Source organism: Shewanella sp. SACH, assembly GCF_001887095.2.
GTDB classification, from domain to species: Bacteria; Pseudomonadota; Gammaproteobacteria; order Enterobacterales; family Shewanellaceae; genus Shewanella; species Shewanella baltica.
Genome location: NZ_MPDG02000001.1, coordinates 1547283 through 1564023 on the forward strand (window position 1 = coordinate 1547283; position 16741 = coordinate 1564023).

The 16741-nt window shown below is 48.5% G+C and carries 11 protein-coding genes; 10 read left to right on the plus strand and 1 reads right to left on the minus strand.

What is annotated here, in order from left to right; all coding sequences use genetic code 11:
• Positions 1 to 124: 124 nt before the first annotated feature.
• Entirely contained in the window at positions 125 to 2083 is a 1959-nt protein-coding gene (locus BM607_RS06720; protein ID WP_249269563.1) for an ATP-dependent DNA helicase, read from the minus strand.
• A 1197-nt stretch (positions 2084 to 3280) separates the two neighbouring features.
• Between BM607_RS06720 and hisG the strand changes: the two genes are divergently transcribed.
• The 10 genes from hisG (at position 3281) to BM607_RS06770 (ending at position 16733) form a co-directional block, all read left to right on the plus strand.
• Complete coding sequence (gene hisG, locus BM607_RS06725; protein ID WP_006086295.1) at positions 3281 to 4180, plus strand: ATP phosphoribosyltransferase; 900 nt, start codon at positions 3281 to 3283, stop codon at positions 4178 to 4180.
• A gap of 3 nt (positions 4181 to 4183) precedes the next feature.
• A complete protein-coding gene (gene hisD / locus BM607_RS06730; protein ID WP_071939394.1) occupies positions 4184 to 5485 on the plus strand; it encodes a histidinol dehydrogenase in 1302 nt (433 codons plus the stop codon).
• 75 nt (positions 5486 to 5560) lie between these two features.
• Positions 5561 to 6763: a histidinol-phosphate transaminase gene (gene hisC, locus BM607_RS06735; protein ID WP_071939393.1), complete on the plus strand. Its 1203-nt coding sequence runs from the start codon at positions 5561 to 5563 to the stop codon at positions 6761 to 6763.
• Between the two features lie 101 nt (positions 6764 to 6864).
• A complete protein-coding gene (hisB, locus tag BM607_RS06740) occupies positions 6865 to 7956 on the plus strand; it encodes a bifunctional histidinol-phosphatase/imidazoleglycerol-phosphate dehydratase HisB (protein ID WP_071939392.1) in 1092 nt (363 codons plus the stop codon).
• Between the two features lie 31 nt (positions 7957 to 7987).
• A complete protein-coding gene (hisH, locus tag BM607_RS06745) occupies positions 7988 to 8749 on the plus strand; it encodes an imidazole glycerol phosphate synthase subunit HisH (protein ID WP_071939391.1) in 762 nt (253 codons plus the stop codon).
• A gap of 70 nt (positions 8750 to 8819) precedes the next feature.
• Positions 8820 to 9557: a 1-(5-phosphoribosyl)-5-[(5-phosphoribosylamino)methylideneamino]imidazole-4-carboxamide isomerase gene (gene hisA, locus BM607_RS06750; RefSeq protein WP_071939390.1), complete on the plus strand. Its 738-nt coding sequence runs from the start codon at positions 8820 to 8822 to the stop codon at positions 9555 to 9557.
• On the plus strand, positions 9539 to 10312 hold the full coding sequence (gene hisF, locus BM607_RS06755; RefSeq protein WP_071939389.1) for an imidazole glycerol phosphate synthase subunit HisF: 774 nt from the start codon (positions 9539 to 9541) through the stop codon (positions 10310 to 10312). Before hisA ends, hisF begins: the two co-directional genes overlap by 19 nt.
• A 134-nt stretch (positions 10313 to 10446) precedes the next feature.
• On the plus strand, positions 10447 to 11088 hold the full coding sequence (gene hisIE, locus BM607_RS06760) for a bifunctional phosphoribosyl-AMP cyclohydrolase/phosphoribosyl-ATP diphosphatase HisIE (RefSeq protein WP_071939388.1): 642 nt from the start codon (positions 10447 to 10449) through the stop codon (positions 11086 to 11088).
• 610 nt (positions 11089 to 11698) lie between these two features.
• Positions 11699 to 12886, plus strand: a complete 1188-nt coding sequence (locus tag BM607_RS06765) for an aromatic amino acid transport family protein (RefSeq protein ID WP_071939387.1) — start codon at positions 11699 to 11701, stop codon at positions 12884 to 12886.
• 352 nt (positions 12887 to 13238) lie between these two features.
• Complete coding sequence (locus BM607_RS06770; protein ID WP_071939386.1) at positions 13239 to 16733, plus strand: YdbH domain-containing protein; 3495 nt, start codon at positions 13239 to 13241, stop codon at positions 16731 to 16733.
• Positions 16734 to 16741: the final 8 nt, after the last annotated feature.

Genomic DNA, 16741 nt, shown 5'->3' on the forward strand with positions numbered 1-16741 from the left:
AGCTGAAAACGGGCTTGCGAAACTATCGCTAGCCCGTTTTTTATGAATTCGTTGAATACTTTCGAACTTTTAGAACACTTCCTTAAGTGAGCAGCTTTAAGGGATTTGTTTTATGGGATCGGCTTTAAGGGATCTGTCTTAAAAATTCCAGCGCTTTATCTAAGTCACGGGTGCGCGCCATCGGCGGCAGTGAGTTTAAAAAGGCTTGGCCGTAATAGCGATTCACAATGCGATTATCACAAAGGATCAGCACACCGCGATCTTTTTCATCGCGAATCAGACGGCCAACACCTTGTTTCAGCGCAATAATCGCCTGAGGTAAGGACACTTCAGTAAAAGGATCGAGTCCCTGACGACTCACATTGTCGGCTCGGGCACGATACAGGGGCTCATCGGGCGACACAAAAGGTAATTTGTCGATAATCACGCAGCTTAACAATTTGCCGCGCACATCCACCCCTTCCCAAAAACTACTGGTGCCGAGCAATACCGCATTGCCGAGTTGGCGAAACTTAGTCAGCAGACTCTGTTTACCCGCTTGACCTTGTACCAGCAGCGGATACTGAGTGCGAGTTCGCAGTGCCAACGCTGCTTGTTCGAGCATTTTATGGCTGGTAAAAAGAATAAAAGTCCGTCCCTGCGCTGCGTCTATCGCTTGCACGCACACCTCCACCAGCTGTTTTAATGCTTGCTGTTGATTGGTCACGCTGCCAAGTTGTCTCGGCACACAAAATACCGCTTGGCGGGGATAATCAAAGGGACTGTCGAGAATGCTTTGCTGCGCATCGACGATACCCATTTCTCGGGCGAAATGGATAAGGCTGCGATTAACCTGCAAAGTTGCCGAGGTAAATATCCAGCTGGTTTCCGGCACAAATAACTGCTGGCACTCACGGGCAATATTGATGGGTGAAATTCGCAGCACCACAAAGCGACTACCAAATTCAATGCTGTAGGCCGCCAGATTATTATCGCAGTTAAAAAACACACTGAGCTTATTATTCAGCTCCGCCAACTTGATGGCGATATCATCTAACAATTCACTGCGGCCAATATGGGCCATTAATAAATTCTGCAGCGCAGTTAATTCCGCTAATAAATCCCATGACGCCGCCGCGAGCGCTTTATTGCCCAGCACTAAACGCCAGTCGGATTCACCGCAGGAATATAACTGATTATGCCAGTCACTTAATTTAGCGAGGCAACGCTGACAAAATTGGGCGAGTTGCCCCGTATCACTGAGTTCGGTCTGATAAATAGCGAGTAGCTTTTGAATAAAATCATCGATAGTGCGACTCGAACATTGCTGGCCAAAATAGTTAACGCAAATATCGGGTAATAAATGCGCTTCATCGAAAATCACTACGTCGGGATCGGGCAGTAACTCGGCAAAGCCCGTGTCTTTGAGTACGCTATCGGCGAAAAATAAATGGTGGTTAACCACAATAATTTTGGCATCCATGGCACGGCTGCGCGCCTTGCGCGTAAAGCAGGCATCATAAAAATCGCAGCGCTTACCAATACAGCTTTCTTTGGTACTGACCACGAGCGGCAGCGCCGAGGAATTCTCAGGTACTGAGGTCAAGCCGCCAATATCGCCATCTTTACAGGTGCTCGCCCACTGATTGATTTTCAACAAATCATCCAATAAACGCGCATCGATATGTGTCGCCTCGCTCATTTGCTTATCGAGTCGCCACTGGCACAGATAATTATTGCGCCCCTTAAGCAGCGCCAGTTTGGGCTCAATCCCCAACATGGCGACCAGCGCGGGTAAGTCTTTAAAAAACAACTGCTCTTGCAGATTTTTACTGCCCGTACTGACGATAACTTGCTTGCCGCTCAATATCGCGGGGATCAAATATGCAAAGGTTTTACCCACCCCTGTGCCCGCCTCAATCACCACATTACTCTTAGACGCTATCGCCTCACTCACTTGCTGCGCCATCTGCATTTGGCTTGTGCGCGCACTAAACCCTTGAATGTGCTTAGACAATACTCCATCGGGCAAAAATGCGCGTTGCACTTCGCCCGCGAGTCGACTCACCGCAGCAGCGTCTTTTGAGGCAGCAGGCTTAGCCACTATTTCTTCTTTAGAGGAAGCATGCTTTGAGTTAGGTTGGCGGGAGCGAGTCAAAGGGAGAATCAATCCTTTATCAAGGTGTTAGGGAGCGTTATAAAACAATGTAGTAAGGCCACACTATAAGCTGCTGCGAGGCTGCTGAGCGAGTGCATTGTGATGACTTTTTAGCCACATGCACTGGTTAGTACCGCAAACCGCGGCCGTAAACGATAGCGTTAAGCTTAACGGCTCGAAGCATTATGCTGATTTGAGATAAGACTACAAGTTAGCAAGGATAATTTCGCGGGTTCTTTCCCTCGCGCCATACATGAGCCGCCATTTCAAGCTGTTCATTTTATGGGTCGTCAGTTTTGATACAAAGCTCCCAAAACAAAATACTTGAGTACGCGCAGCATTAATTGCCATTGTTTCCCCAGTGACTCGCCATAAACTCGTTGCTGAAGGCTCGACGGCGGCATATATGGATATATTCACGGCGTGTCACTGGAATGACTGTGCTTAATGATTACATACACATTGACTTCACGACTTTCTCGGTCATTGGAACAGATTACGCTGATGCTAGTTCGGCACGACTTACCAACACATTTCGGTCCACTTTCAACATTCCCTCAACAAATATGCTCAATGGCTTTATTTAGCGATAACCCTCTGCCTTTCACAAAACGCATAAATATTCTCATTTAATTCAAAATTGCTGTTGCAAAGGCTCATAAAAGCGGTTAGTTTAAATCCACTTATACGGATAGACGTCCGTAACAACGCATTCAACGCTTCACTGTATTTCGAGCAGTTGAGCCAATAAAGTTAAATACCGAGAGAGTAAAATGAGCCCACTACTGAACGCTATCCACCACCATCACCACCATATGCGGTAGCCTTCGGACGCTCACTGCCGGAGGACTATATCCTTCTGGCGGACTGATTCAAGATGATCATAAACCCCTGGAAGGAATTCCGGGGGTTTTTTGCATTTAGGCGTTAATTTAGGCGTTAATTTTGGTTTTAATTTTGGTTTTAATTTAAATAGAAATTTTAGATATTTTATAAATTATCAATACGTTAGCTAGAGCTCTTAGCTAGATTACTTAGCTAGATTACTTAGCTTGAGTCCATTGAACGGCAAGACGTATTAAACCGATTAAACAACACACTTTTGAATCTTTTAATTTTGATACTTTTGAGCGAGATAACACTATGACTGAATCGAACCGTTTACGCATCGCCATCCAAAAATCTGGCCGTCTTTCTACTGACTCTCAGCAACTGCTAAAAAGCTGTGGTGTTAAATTTTCCATTAATGAACAACGCCTTATCGCTCACGCAGATAATATGCCTATCGATTTACTGCGCGTTCGTGATGACGATATCCCAGGATTGGTGATGGACGGCGTGGTTGATATGGGGATTATCGGTGAAAACGTGCTCGAAGAAGAACAAATCGAGCGTCAGACACTGAACAAACCCGCAGATTGCCTCAAACTGCGTCAGCTAGATTTCGGCTCATGTCGTCTCTCGTTAGCCGTACCGACAGAATTCAGTTACGCCGATGCCTCCTCGTTAGAAGGATTACGCATCGCCACTTCTTACCCGAACCTGCTGCGCCGTTTTATGCAACAAAAAGGCATAACTTATCGCGACTGTATGTTAAAAGGCTCGGTTGAAGTCGCCCCACGTGCCGGCCTTGCCGATGGGATTTGTGATCTCGTGTCGACGGGCGCCACCTTAGAAGCCAACGGCTTATACGAAACCGAAGTGATTTACCGCTCTATGGCCTGCATCATTCAATCGACCCAAACCCAAACGCCGACTAAACAAGCACTCATCGACAAGATTCTGTCCCGCGTCAATGGCGTTATCCGCGCCCGTGAGAGCAAATACATCCTGCTGCACGCGCCAACCGAAACCTTAGATCAAATCGTCGCCCTGCTGCCCGGCGCTGAAAACCCAACCGTATTGCCATTAAATGATGATACTAACCGCGTTGCTATCCACGCCGTCAGTACCGAAGATTTGTTTTGGGATACCATGGAACAGCTGACCGCACTCGGTGCCAGCTCGATTCTGGTAATGCCAATCGAAAAAATGATGGGGTAATGTATGGAAATCCTAACTTGGTCAACCTTATCAACCGCCGAGCAGAAAACGGCGCTGAAACGCTCGCCCTTAATTGGTGACAGCGGCTTAGAGCAAAGCGTTCGCGCCATTCTCGATGCGGTGGCGATACGGGGTGATGCCGCCATTCAAGAGTTTAATCAAAAATTTGATGGTTTCAATAGCGCTAAGATTGGTGAGCTGCGCATGGGCGAAGCTGAAATAGCTGCGGCAAGCGCACGGGTATCGCCAGAGCTGAAAGCGGCGATATCCAAAGCCATGGCGAACATAGATGTGTTTCACAGCGCCCAGCAATTTCGCCCAATTGATATGGAAACCGAGGCGGGAGTACGCTGTGAGCTACGTAGCGAACCAATTGAAAAAGTCGGTTTATATATCCCCGGTGGCAGCGCACCATTAATTTCTACCGTGATGATGCTTGCCCTGCCCGCCAAGATCGCCGGCTGCGAACAAAGAGTATTGGTCAGCCCACCGCCGATCAACGATGCCATTATCTATGCCGCCAATGCCTGTGGGATCACTGAAATCTATCAAGTGGGCGGCGCGCAGGCCATTGCGGCACTGGCCTTTGGCACGGAAACTATTCCGGCGGTTGATAAGATTTTTGGTCCTGGTAATCGCTATGTGACGGAAGCTAAACGTTTAGTGTCACAGGATGGTCGCTGCATTGTGTGTATCGATATGCCGGCAGGCCCTTCTGAGGTGTTGGTGATTGCCGATAGCGACGCGAATTGCGAATTTATCGCCGCCGATTTGCTTTCACAAGCTGAGCACGGCCCTGATTCACAAGTGATTTTAGTGACGGATTCGCAAGCTATCGCGGACGGCGTGAATGACGCACTGACAAGACAACTCGCCGTCCTGCCGCGTTGTGATATCGCGGCAACGGCGCTATTGAGCAGTCGTACTTTGGTTGTGGACGATATGCTGCAAGCCGCGCAGGTTTCTAATCAATATGGGCCTGAGCACTTAATCATTCAAACGCGCTTTCCCCGTGAGTTGCTGAAAAACATTCGCGCCGCTGGCTCGGTATTTTTAGGCGCCTATACGCCTGAATCAGTTGGTGATTATGCCAGTGGCACCAACCACGTGCTGCCGACTTACGGTTACAGCCGCGCCGTGTCGAGCCTGTCATTAGCCGATTTTAGCCGCCGCTTTACCGTGCAGGAACTCAGTGCTAAGGGCTTAATCGGATTGGGGCAAGCGGTCATGACGTTAGCCAGTAACGAATTGCTCGATGCGCACAAAAATGCCGTCGCAGTACGTTTAGCTAGCCTAGAGAAATGATCCGCTTAAACCTTAAGTGAACAACTCTTAAGTGATTAGTCCTTAAGTCTATAAAAATAGAGCTGAGTGAAGAAAATGAGCCAAATGAGCAGCATGGAAAAGACAGCAGAACCCACAGTATTAACGGCATCAAAGTTAGCACCATCAACGTTAGCGCAATCGGCGCCGCTAAATTTAGCTGAGCGCCTAGCGCGCCCTGAATTACTGGATTTAACGCCCTACCAGAGTGCCCGCAGACTGGGCGGTCGTGGTGATATTTGGATCAATGCCAACGAATCGCCGTTCAATAATGTCGATACGGCAGCGCTCGATTTATCGAAATTGAATCGTTACCCAGAATGCCAACCGCCGCAGCTTATCAATGCCTACAGCGAATACAGCGGCGTGAGCGCCAGCAAGATAGTCGCCAGCCGCGGCGCCGATGAAGCGATTGAACTGTTAATTCGCGCCTTTTGTATTCCAGGTGTCGACAGCATCGCCTGCTTTGGCCCGACGTACGGCATGTATGCCATCAGCGCGAACACCTTTAATGTGGGCGTTAAAGCGTTAAATCTCAGCGCGGAATATAGCTTGCCGACAAACTATGCCGAGGACGTTCGCAGCGCAAAACTGGTGTTTATCTGCAATCCCAATAATCCGACTGGCACAGTGATCGACAAAGCCATTATCGAGCAAGCAATCAAAGCCCTGCCCGATTCGCTTGTGGTCATCGATGAGGCCTATATTGAGTTTTGCCCTGAATACAGTGTGGCGGATTTACTGAAAAGCTATCCGAATCTGGTGGTACTGCGCACCCTATCAAAAGCTTTTGCACTCGCCGGCGCACGCTGTGGTTTTATGCTAGCAAACGAGGCCGTAGTCGAAATTATTATGCGCGTGATAGCGCCCTATCCTGTGCCGCTGCCAGTGAGTGAGGTCGCCACGCAGGCGCTATCAAGCGTAGGCGTTGCACGGATGAAAGTGCAAGTTGCTGAATTAAATGAGCAAGGCGCCAGACTCACAGCGGCGATCAGCGCTTATTGTTCAAAATCGAATAGCTCAGATTCTCGCGCCCGCGTGCTTAAGCCTAACGGCAATTATGTACTGGCTGAATTTGATGATGTCACCAAGGTCGCGGCGTTACTGCAAGGCTGCGGCGTTGTCGCCCGCGCCTACAAAGATCCAAGACTTGCCAAGGCTATCCGCTTTAGCTTTAGTTCTAAGGCGGATACCGATGTGTTAGTGAATTTATTTGAATCGCAACGCACTGAGCAATCACCAGAAACGAATAATAAGTAACTGAACATAAAAACTAATAAAACCAATAAAAAGCGAATGCCGCGCTGAAGGTAAAATCAGCTTAAGCATTAGCTAAACGAATTGAATTTGAAGGTAGAGCCATGAACCCACAATTTATCCCAAACGTTGCACAAAAAATTCTGTTTATCGACCGCGATGGCACCTTGATTGAAGAGCCAGTCACCGACAAACAGGTCGATAGTCTGGCTAAATTAGTGTTCGAGCCACAGGTGATCCCCGCTTTGCTACGTCTGCAAAAGGCGGGATTTCGTTTAGTCATGGTCAGCAATCAAGACGGCCTTGGCACACCGTCTTTCCCGCAGGAAGATTTTGACGCGCCCCACAATATGATGATGCAAATCCTCAAAAGCCAAGGGGTTAACTTCGAAGATGTGGTGATTTGCCCGCACTTTAATGATGAAAATTGCAGCTGCCGTAAACCTAAGCTTGGGCTAGTAAAAGACTATCTCACCCAAGGCTGCATCGATTTCACCCAATCAACTGTGATTGGTGATCGCGAAACGGATGTGGAACTCGGCAATGCCATGGGCATTAAAAGCCTGAAATATCAACGCGACACTTTAGGTTGGAACGCCATAGCCGATGCGCTGCTGAGTAAAGGCCGCACCGCAACTGTCGTGCGCACCACCAAAGAAACCGATATTCGTGTGACTGTGGATCTCGACAGTTCAGTCAAAGGAAAAATCGACACTGGCATTGGCTTTTTCGACCACATGCTCGATCAAATTGCCACCCACGGTAATTTTAGAATGGATGTGAAAGTCGATGGCGACTTAGAAATCGACGATCACCACAGCGTCGAAGACACGGCGCTAGCCATAGGTGATGCCCTGCGCCAAGCGCTCGGTGACAAACGCGGCATTGCCCGTTTCGGCTTTAGTCTGCCGATGGACGAAGCCAAGGGCGAATGTCTGCTGGATATCTCTGGCCGTCCTTTTATCAAATTCTCGGCCGATTTTGAACGTGAGCACGTAGGCGAAATGGCCACAGAAATGGTGCCACACTTCTTCCGCTCCTTTGCCGATGGCCTGCGCTGTACGCTGCATGTGTCGACCGAAGGCGATAACGATCACCACAAGGTCGAAGCCCTGTTTAAAGTGCTCGGCCGCGCGCTACGCCAAGCGGTTAAAGTCGAAGGCGATATTCTGCCATCGAGCAAAGGCGTGCTTTAAGGCATCAGCATAAATCGTTTAAGAGGTTAGGATGCAACAAGACACTCTATTAACAGCAAATGAATCATCAGATGCTGAAACCGTCATCATAGACACGGGCTGCGCCAATTTAAACTCAGTACGTTTCGCCTTCGAGCGTTTAGGCGCTAAGGTATTGGTCACAGACGATAAAGCCAAAATCAAAGCGGCAAAACGTGTGGTGCTGCCGGGTGTGGGCACAGCGGGTGCCGCCATGGCGTCCTTGCATGAAAAAGGCTTAGTCGAACTCATCCAAGGCCTGACTCAACCGGTACTAGGCGTGTGCCTTGGCATGCAAATGTTGGCGGCGATTTCTAAGGAGCGCGGCGGCAAAGGTCAAGACTGTGAGTGCTTAGGCATAATCCCAACCGACATTTGTGAACTGGATACGCAGTTACTTAAAGCTGAAAGCTTACCTTTGCCACACATGGGTTGGAACCAACTTAAGCTAACAACAAACTCACAAGGCGCCAACAGCCCTAACGTTCACCCGCTGTTTGCGGGTATTGAAGATGGCAGTTATGTATATTTCGTCCACAGTTACCGCGCGCCGTTGAGCGAATTCACCTTAGCCGAATGTACCTATGGTGAAGGTTTTAGCGCCGCCATTGGCAAAGGCAACTTTATGGGCGTGCAGTTCCACCCCGAAAAAAGTGCCGCCGTGGGCGCGCAAATTCTGCGTAACTTTTTACAGATGGACGAGTTACAGATGAACAAAGCTCTGCGAAGCAACTCTGCTGATGGCCAAGCGGGTGCAAATAAGGCTGACCAATGAATAAATTACTCATCAAAAAACCACATATTAATAAATCACTTACAAACAAATCAACCAAGGATTTAAGCTTATGATTATTCCTGCAATTGATTTAATTGATGGCAATGTCGTCCGCCTCTATCAAGGTGATTACGGCCAGCAGACCACCTTTGATTTAAGTCCTTTGGCGCAGCTGCAATCCTACGAGGCTCAAGGCGCGAAGTGGTTGCATATTGTTGATTTAACAGGCGCGAAAGATCCCGCTAAACGCCAAACTCTCCTTATCAGTCAACTCGTGGCGGGACTAAACGCTAATATTCAAGTGGGCGGTGGCATTCGCACTGAAGAGCAAGTTACTGAATTATTAGATATCGGCGTAAAACGCGTGGTGATTGGCTCACTGGCGGTGAAAGAACCTGAGTTAGTCAAACAATGGTTTATCAAATACGGCAGCGAAGCGATTTGCCTCGCACTCGATGTCAATATCAACCAGAGCGGCGAGAAAATTGTCGCTGTATCCGGTTGGCAAAGTGGCGGCGGTAAGAGTTTAGAATCCCTTGTAGAAACCTTTAGCGCGGTCGGCTTAAAACATGCGCTAGTAACTGATATTAGCCGTGACGGCACCTTAACGGGCGCGAATACCGCGCTTTATCAAGAAATTGCTGCAAGTTATCCCGATATCGCTTGGCAAGCCTCCGGCGGTATTGCGACCCTTGAGGATGTGAGCGCCGTGCGTGACAGCGGCGCGGCGGGCATCATTATAGGTAAAGCCTTACTTATCAATCAGTTTAACGTGGTGGAGGCAATCCAATGCTGGCCAAACGACTAGTCCCCTGTTTAGATGTGAAAGACGGTAAAGTAGTTAAAGGTGTGCAGTTTCGTAACCACGAAATTGTCGGTGATATCGTGCCCTTAGCCGCGCGTTATGCCGAAGAAGGCGCCGATGAGCTGGTATTTTATGACATTACCGCCAGCGCCCACGAACGTGTGGTCGATAAATCTTGGGTGAGCCGCGTGGCGGAGCAGATTGATATTCCCTTCTGCGTGGCAGGTGGCATTAAAACCATTAGCCAAGCCCGTGAATTATTAGCCTTTGGGGCGGATAAGATTTCGATTAACTCGCCCGCCTTAACCGATCCGAGTTTGATCTCGCGCCTGCAGGACGAGTTCGGCCGCCAGTGTATTGTGATTGGCATTGACTCCTTTTTCGACGCCACCAGCAACAGCTATAAGGTAAAGCAATTTACCGGCGATGAAGCGGCGACTAAGGATACGGTGTGGTTCACCCAAGACTGGGTTGAAGAAGTACAAAAACGAGGTTGTGGTGAAATCGTGCTCAATGTGATGAACCAAGACGGCGTGCGCGGCGGCTACGATATCAAGCAGTTAAGCCTTGTTCGCGCCATCTGCGACGTGCCTTTAATTGCCTCGGGCGGTGCTGGGACTATGGCGCATTTTCGCGATGTGTTTATTGAAGCTAAGGTCGATGCCGCGCTGGCAGCGAGCGTATTCCACAAGGCGATTATCAACATCGGTGAGTTAAAAGCCTATTTAGCGGCCGAAGGCATTGCGATTAGGCGCTAGCGATTGCAATTAGCCGCTAGCGGTCAATCGTTTATAGCGAGCTAATGCCGCCTACCGCTACAGTAAGAGCATGAGTAAGAGCTAGCAACCACAATACTTCGCTAAAAAGCATCAACAAATTAAGAGTGAACACTATGTCAACGCAAACAAACACTAAGTCAGATTTTAGCGAGCTGGATTGGGACAAACAGGATGGGCTTATTCCTGCCGTGATCCAAAACCATTTATCGGGCAAGGTATTAATGCTCGGTTATATGGATAAAGCCGCGCTGGAAAAAACCTTAAGCACAGGTGATGTGACCTTTTTCAGCCGCTCAAAACAGCGCTTATGGACTAAGGGGGAAACCTCGGGCAATACCCTAAAATTGGTGGCTATCGATAAGGACTGCGATAACGACAGCCTGTTAGTGCAAGTGATCCCCAACGGCCCAACCTGCCACAAAGGCACCGAAAGTTGCTGGTTAGATGACAATGCGCACCCATTTTTGAACAATCTCGCCAGCTTAATCACCTCGCGTAAAGGGCAAAGTGCCGATTCCAGCTACACGGCGTCTTTGTTTGCGCGCGGCACTAAACGTATCGCCCAAAAGGTCGGGGAAGAAGGTCTTGAAACCGCCCTTGCCGCTGCGACCCACGATAAAGAAGAGCTGGTTAACGAAGCCTCTGATCTTATCTATCACTTGCTGGTATTGCTTGAAGATCAAGACTTAAGCCTCAGTGACATCACAGCAAATTTGCTGGCAAGACATGAAAAGGCGCGGCATAGCAAAGCATAATCTACTTATTGGCTCTGATATCACGCTGGTCGCTTACATCTAGAAATGCCGCACACTTGAGCCAAGTCTGCGGCATTTTTTATCGCACGATAAATGTAGCTAACTCCTCTTTCCTTCCCCTCGTTGACCATAAACTCAATGTGAGTTAGGCATGTCTTCCAGCTTAGTCACATGACAAAAAACAAACAAAATACTGTTGTAATGGTTGACAAGTACACCTCAACTCCCTATGGTAGCCTCCGTTGCCGTTAGGTTATTAAGGCAAGGCATGAAAACACTTATCCGTTTTTACTCAACACACGCTAAGGCAAGTTTTATGTGTTTTACAGCATTTTATACTCCCTATCTGTAGCCGCAATGGGTATACCCAAGCTACCTGAAGATACGAGTTTCAGCATCTTCAGATTGTTTGTGCATAGATAGGCTCCCTCGCCTGACCTTCCATTGTGGCCATATCCTTTCGGATCCGCTGAGCGCCACTGTCTGATTTGCTTAAATCATTTTGTGTTTGAATCGTTTGACATTGAATCGAATCAAAATATTTTAAGACAGTGACTTTCGGATCAAATCTTTAGCTCTTTTTCATCCGACACGCTTTTGAGATTATGTTATGACACAGAATAAAATTTTCGGCAGTTTGCTGCTTATCGCAGGCACCACAATTGGCGCGGGTATGCTGGCTTTGCCTATCGCATCGGCGGGACTTGGTTTTGGCACGTCCTCCGCCATCATGTTGATCCTGTGGGCGCTAATGGCCTACACGGCACTGCTAATGGTAGAAATCCATCAATTCGCCCCCAGCGATGCCAGCCTTAATCACTTGGCGCAACGCTTATTAGGTCGTAAGGGCCAGTTGATCGCCAATAGCGCCTTGATGTTTTTACTGTACGCCCTTTGCGCCGCCTACATTGCCGGTGGCGGTGAGCAAGTGAACCAAAAGCTGAGCACTTGGCTAGGGCTAAGTTTGCCACCACAGGCGGGCGCCATCCTGTTTACCCTGCTGATTGGGGTGATTGTGGGCATGGGAACTCACTGTGTGGACCTTATCAACCGCGGTTTGTTTGCCCTTAAGCTATTGGCATTACTGCTTATGTTGGCCTTGTTACTGCCGCAGGTAGAAAGCCCACATTTACTCGAACTCCCACTTAACCAAGGTTTGATTATCACGGCTATTCCGGTGATTTTTACCTCCTTTGGTTTCCACGGTTCGATTCCATCAGTGGTGCGCTACTTAGGGGTTGAAGTCAAAGCCCTGCGCAGGATCATGCTGCTCGGCTCCGCTTTGCCTCTGGTCATTTATCTTTTGTGGCAAGTAGGTAGCCAAGGTGTACTGAGCCAAAGCCAATTGCTCGAAAATCAGAGCTTATCGAGCTTTATCAATCAACTGGCGAGCGTACTACACAGCGAATACTTAAGCAGTGCGATCAGTTTGTTTGCCGATCTCGCCCTTGCGACTTCGTTTTTAGGAGTGAGTTTAGGCTTGTTCGATTTTATGGCTTCGACCTTAAGACGAGAGGATGATTTTTCTGGTCGTAGCCTAACCGCTGCCATCACCTTTTTACCGCCCTTAGGTTTTGCCCTCTTCTACCCACAAGGTTTTATCACAGCCTTGGGTTACGCAGCGATTGCGCTGGTAATCCTCGCCATCTTTCTACCTGTGGCCATGGTGTGGAAACAGCGCCAGACGCGAGATGCGGCCAATATGCCGACGGGATATCGGGTCGCGGGCGGCAAGTTTGCCTTAATGCTCACCACACTTTGTGGAATCGTGGTTATCGCCGCGCAGATGTTTAGCTAGCTCGAATAACAGATTAGGTACAAGAGCCTGTAAAGCTTCAACTATTGACAGCAGGCTCTTGTCTATTCGATGATCCTTTCACATTAGTCAGCTAAGCCCTTGAGTGTTAAACTGCCTCTGATGCTCGTGTACGCTGCGACAGCGGCTAAAAAGACGGCTCCTAGAGTCAGTGACTAAAGACGGTTACTAATGTCAGTTACTAAAGTCAGTTGCTAAAGTCAGTTGCTAAAGTCAGTTGCTAAAAAAGTACCTCAGCAAAAATGCCAATGCAAAGCACGCGTGAGTGTATTTGTGTACCGCTAAGGCACGAGTTTGATCAGGGCTCAGTGAATAAGGAAAGAAGTCGAACCCAATGCCAGTCCACAACAAGCCAAGCCGTAGCAGTGCTTCTGATAGCAAGGCACCTCAACACGAGGCAACGGAGACATCCGCTGGCCCTCGCAGTGGTGCTGCAGGTTCTGGAACAGATGCCACTGTAGCAACACAAAGCCGCCGTAAATTCCCCCTAAAAAAGACCTTATTGGCGACCAGCTTAACGGGCATCTTGGCGGGCGTGGCGTTAACTGTGTGGATTGTGAATACTCAGGCTGAAAAACTGATTATGCAGGCGGCAAACTTTGCCCTCGTAGGCATGGACAGCGAACTGATTGACATTGAATTAGGGAAAAGTCAGTTAGAACATTGGCGCATTACTTCTGCCAATCTTAGGGTGCATGACAGCCATATCACGCTTAATGATGTGAATATCCAGCTAAAACTTGACTGGCCGCAGAGCTTTGCCGAGCTGAAACAGTTCAGCCAAATTGCTTACCTCACTCAAAAAATCACCCAAATCTCCACAGGTGATATTGAAGTCGAGTTAGGGCAATCGCTATTTTTGCCCAATCGAAATGCTATCGATGAACAAGGCCCCGCCTTAGCCTTAGATATCAAATCATTACCCCTCATCGATATCGGCAAAACCAGCCTTATTCTCAAAGCTCACCAACTCGACACCCAAAATGATTTACCCGCCTATCGTTTGGTGATGGACAAGTTGAGCCTTAACGGCGCGGGGGAAATCAACAGCGAGTTTAGCCACGAAGGTGAAAGCATCGCCAAACTCAAAGCCACACTCGCAGCCCAACAGTGGCAACTGGCAAGTCAAATTGCACTCGCGCCGCTGCTTGCGAGCTTGCATCAAATCAGCCTGAGGCAAGCGCAAGACAGTGTGCTGAGTCCGTTAACGGAACTTGATAAAGAGTGGCAAGCGTTAGCGATTGAGCTACAAGGTCAATTAGTGTCCGACAGCCGTATTACACTAACCTCGGGCGAGCTTATCAGCCAGCACCAGTTAATTGATCCTAAGCTGACCTTTAATCAGTTGGCGGCGCTAGAACTTGCGCCAAAACCCGAGCTTATGTCAAAACCTAAGTTAGCATTTAAGATTGCTGGGCATTTAGCCGAACTTGACCTAAGCCTTGAGCCCTTTACCTTAGCTGTGAGCCCCAATGCAGCCCAGCAACTGCGATTGATGCAGCTGCTCGATGAGACGCTAGCTAAACCTTTAACTCAGCCTCCATCCAAATCAGCTGCCAAGCCCGCTTCGGATAAAGCGCCGGAACAAGTTGCAAGTCAAACAGCGAGTCAAATCGCTCAGCTGCTGTCAGGGCTCAAAAGCACAGATGCACCAGTGGGGATCGCGCTGACATTAAGTGAAGCCCTGCATTATCCGCTGACTCAAATCCAGCAAGATGCACAGAGTCAACCGCTTAAGAATGAGCCGCTTGATAATAAGCCGCTTAGCTTCAAGCTTCCCCGAATTGAGCTAAAAACCTTAGGCAGTAAACTCGATACCCAAATCGATTTGGCCAATGTTGAAGTGGTCAAGTCCGCCGAAGCGCTGTTCTTCCAAACAGATTGGCGCCTTAACGCTAAACAAACCAGCTCACTGCAATTATCTGAATTGTGGGCGAATACGCCCCAAGATCTCAGCTGGAATAGCAGCCAGTTAACCACTGCGGGCAAATTGAGCTTTAATCAAACGCCAAGCTCAACCGACTGGCAATTCATTACGACGCCTATCGGCGCTGCCACCCAAACACAGCAAAATGCCGGCGACACGCTGCAGTTAACTGTGGGCGAGCTTAAACAGCTCCGTGCTCAAGATAACAATGCGGCTAAACATGCCGATGTGAGCCTTGGCAGTATCACAATAAATGCTCTTGCACCGCTTACCGTAAGCTCGCAGCGCAACTCAAATACCAGCTCAAGTATCAGCTCAGGACAAACTTCAGTGCCCGCGTCCGATACTGCAAACCAATTAACACTGGCCTTACCGCCTTTGAACTTGGCACTGGAGCAGCTGCATTTTTCGCAAACCACACAGACGGTTGTTAGTGAAACGGCTGCTGTTGATATAAAAAAGGCTGAAACGACTGCTATTGAAACGAAAGTGACAGAAGCTAGCGCTGAAAAAAGTGCAGATAAAAGTTCTGATAAAAATCAGAACAATAGCATCACAACTAAAACCGATATGAGCGCGGGCAGTTTCTCGATTGCATTCCAAAAAGCCATGTCATTTGAGTTTAAGCCCGAGGTCGAAGCCCCACTCGACTCGTTGCTCGCAGCCACTTGGCAGAATCAGCTTGAATGGCAAGCCAATCAGCTCAATATCGAAAAGCAACTCAGCAGCAAAGGTCGCAGCCGCAAAGAAACCGTACTTAAGCTAGACAAGTTAACACTGGCACAAAGCTTAAATTGGAAAAATAACACGCTCTTTGGTGATGAGCACTGGCAAGTGGGCACTGTTGAGCTGCAAAGCCAACACAAGCTGAACCTTGCCACTGCGAGCAAACCTCTAGTGCTGACGGGTCAATGGGTTGTTGACACTAGCATGACCGAGGCATTGTCCTTGCTCAATCAAACCCAGCCCTTGCCTGCTGAGCTTAATGTCACGGGTCATAACCAATTACAGGCACAGTTTAATTTAACCCAACAGCGCGATCAGACCCAATTTGCCATGCAAATTACCCAGTCGATGACCGAACTTGAAGGTTTTTATAAGGACACCACCTTTGAGGGAGGGAAACTGCAGGCGCAATGTGAGTTTACTTGGGGCCAATCTCATAAAAAACCGCAGGATAAAGGCTATTTTAGCAGTCTCAGTAAGCTCAATTGTCCGCAGACACTGATGACCTTTAACCTGTTTGATCCTGGCTTTCCACTGACCGATATCGAAGTGGAAGCCGATATCGCCCTTGGTAAAGATGCCGAGAAGCTGCCCGACAATTGGATACAGCAACTCACAGGCTTAAGTGATACCGATGTTTCCATGACCGCCAAAGGTAAAGTACTCAGCGGCCAGTTCCTGCTACCAGAATTTAATCTGAAATTACAGGATAAATCCCATGCGTATCTGCTGCTGCAGGCCATGAGTCTGGAAGAAGTTCTGCGCATTCAACCGCAAATTGGCGTCTATGCCGATGGCATATTCGATGGCGTATTACCCGTCGATTTAATCAACGGCAAAGTGTCGATCACAGGCGGTCAATTAGCCGCCCGTGCCCCCGGTGGCTTAATCGCCATTTCGGGTAATCCCGCGGTTGAGCAGATGCGCCAATCTCAGCCATACCTAGATTTTGTCTTTTCGACGCTAGAACACTTACAATACAGTCAATTATCGAGCAGCTTTGACATGGACCAAGCCGGTGATGCTAAGCTACTCGTCGAAGTGAAAGGCCGCAGCCAAGGGGTTGAACGTCCTATTCACTTGAATTACTCTCATGAAGAGAACATGCTGCAATTATTTAGAAGTCTGCAAATTGGTAATGACTTGCAGGACAGAATCGAAAAATCAGTGAAGTAACAAGGAAA

Coding starts and splice junctions, on each gene's coding strand:
- hisIE (WP_071939388.1), top strand. CDS start 10,447: ATGTCAACGCAAACAAACACTAAGTCAGATTTTAGCGAGCTGGATTGG.
- hisA (WP_071939390.1), top strand. CDS start 8,820: ATGATTATTCCTGCAATTGATTTAATTGATGGCAATGTCGTCCGCCTC.
- BM607_RS06770 (WP_071939386.1), top strand. CDS start 13,239: ATGCCAGTCCACAACAAGCCAAGCCGTAGCAGTGCTTCTGATAGCAAG.
- hisC (WP_071939393.1), top strand. CDS start 5,561: ATGAGCCAAATGAGCAGCATGGAAAAGACAGCAGAACCCACAGTATTA.
- hisB (WP_071939392.1), top strand. CDS start 6,865: ATGAACCCACAATTTATCCCAAACGTTGCACAAAAAATTCTGTTTATC.
- BM607_RS06765 (WP_071939387.1), top strand. CDS start 11,699: ATGACACAGAATAAAATTTTCGGCAGTTTGCTGCTTATCGCAGGCACC.
- hisF (WP_071939389.1), top strand. CDS start 9,539: ATGCTGGCCAAACGACTAGTCCCCTGTTTAGATGTGAAAGACGGTAAA.
- hisH (WP_071939391.1), top strand. CDS start 7,988: ATGCAACAAGACACTCTATTAACAGCAAATGAATCATCAGATGCTGAA.
- hisD (WP_071939394.1), top strand. CDS start 4,184: ATGGAAATCCTAACTTGGTCAACCTTATCAACCGCCGAGCAGAAAACG.
- hisG (WP_006086295.1), top strand. CDS start 3,281: ATGACTGAATCGAACCGTTTACGCATCGCCATCCAAAAATCTGGCCGT.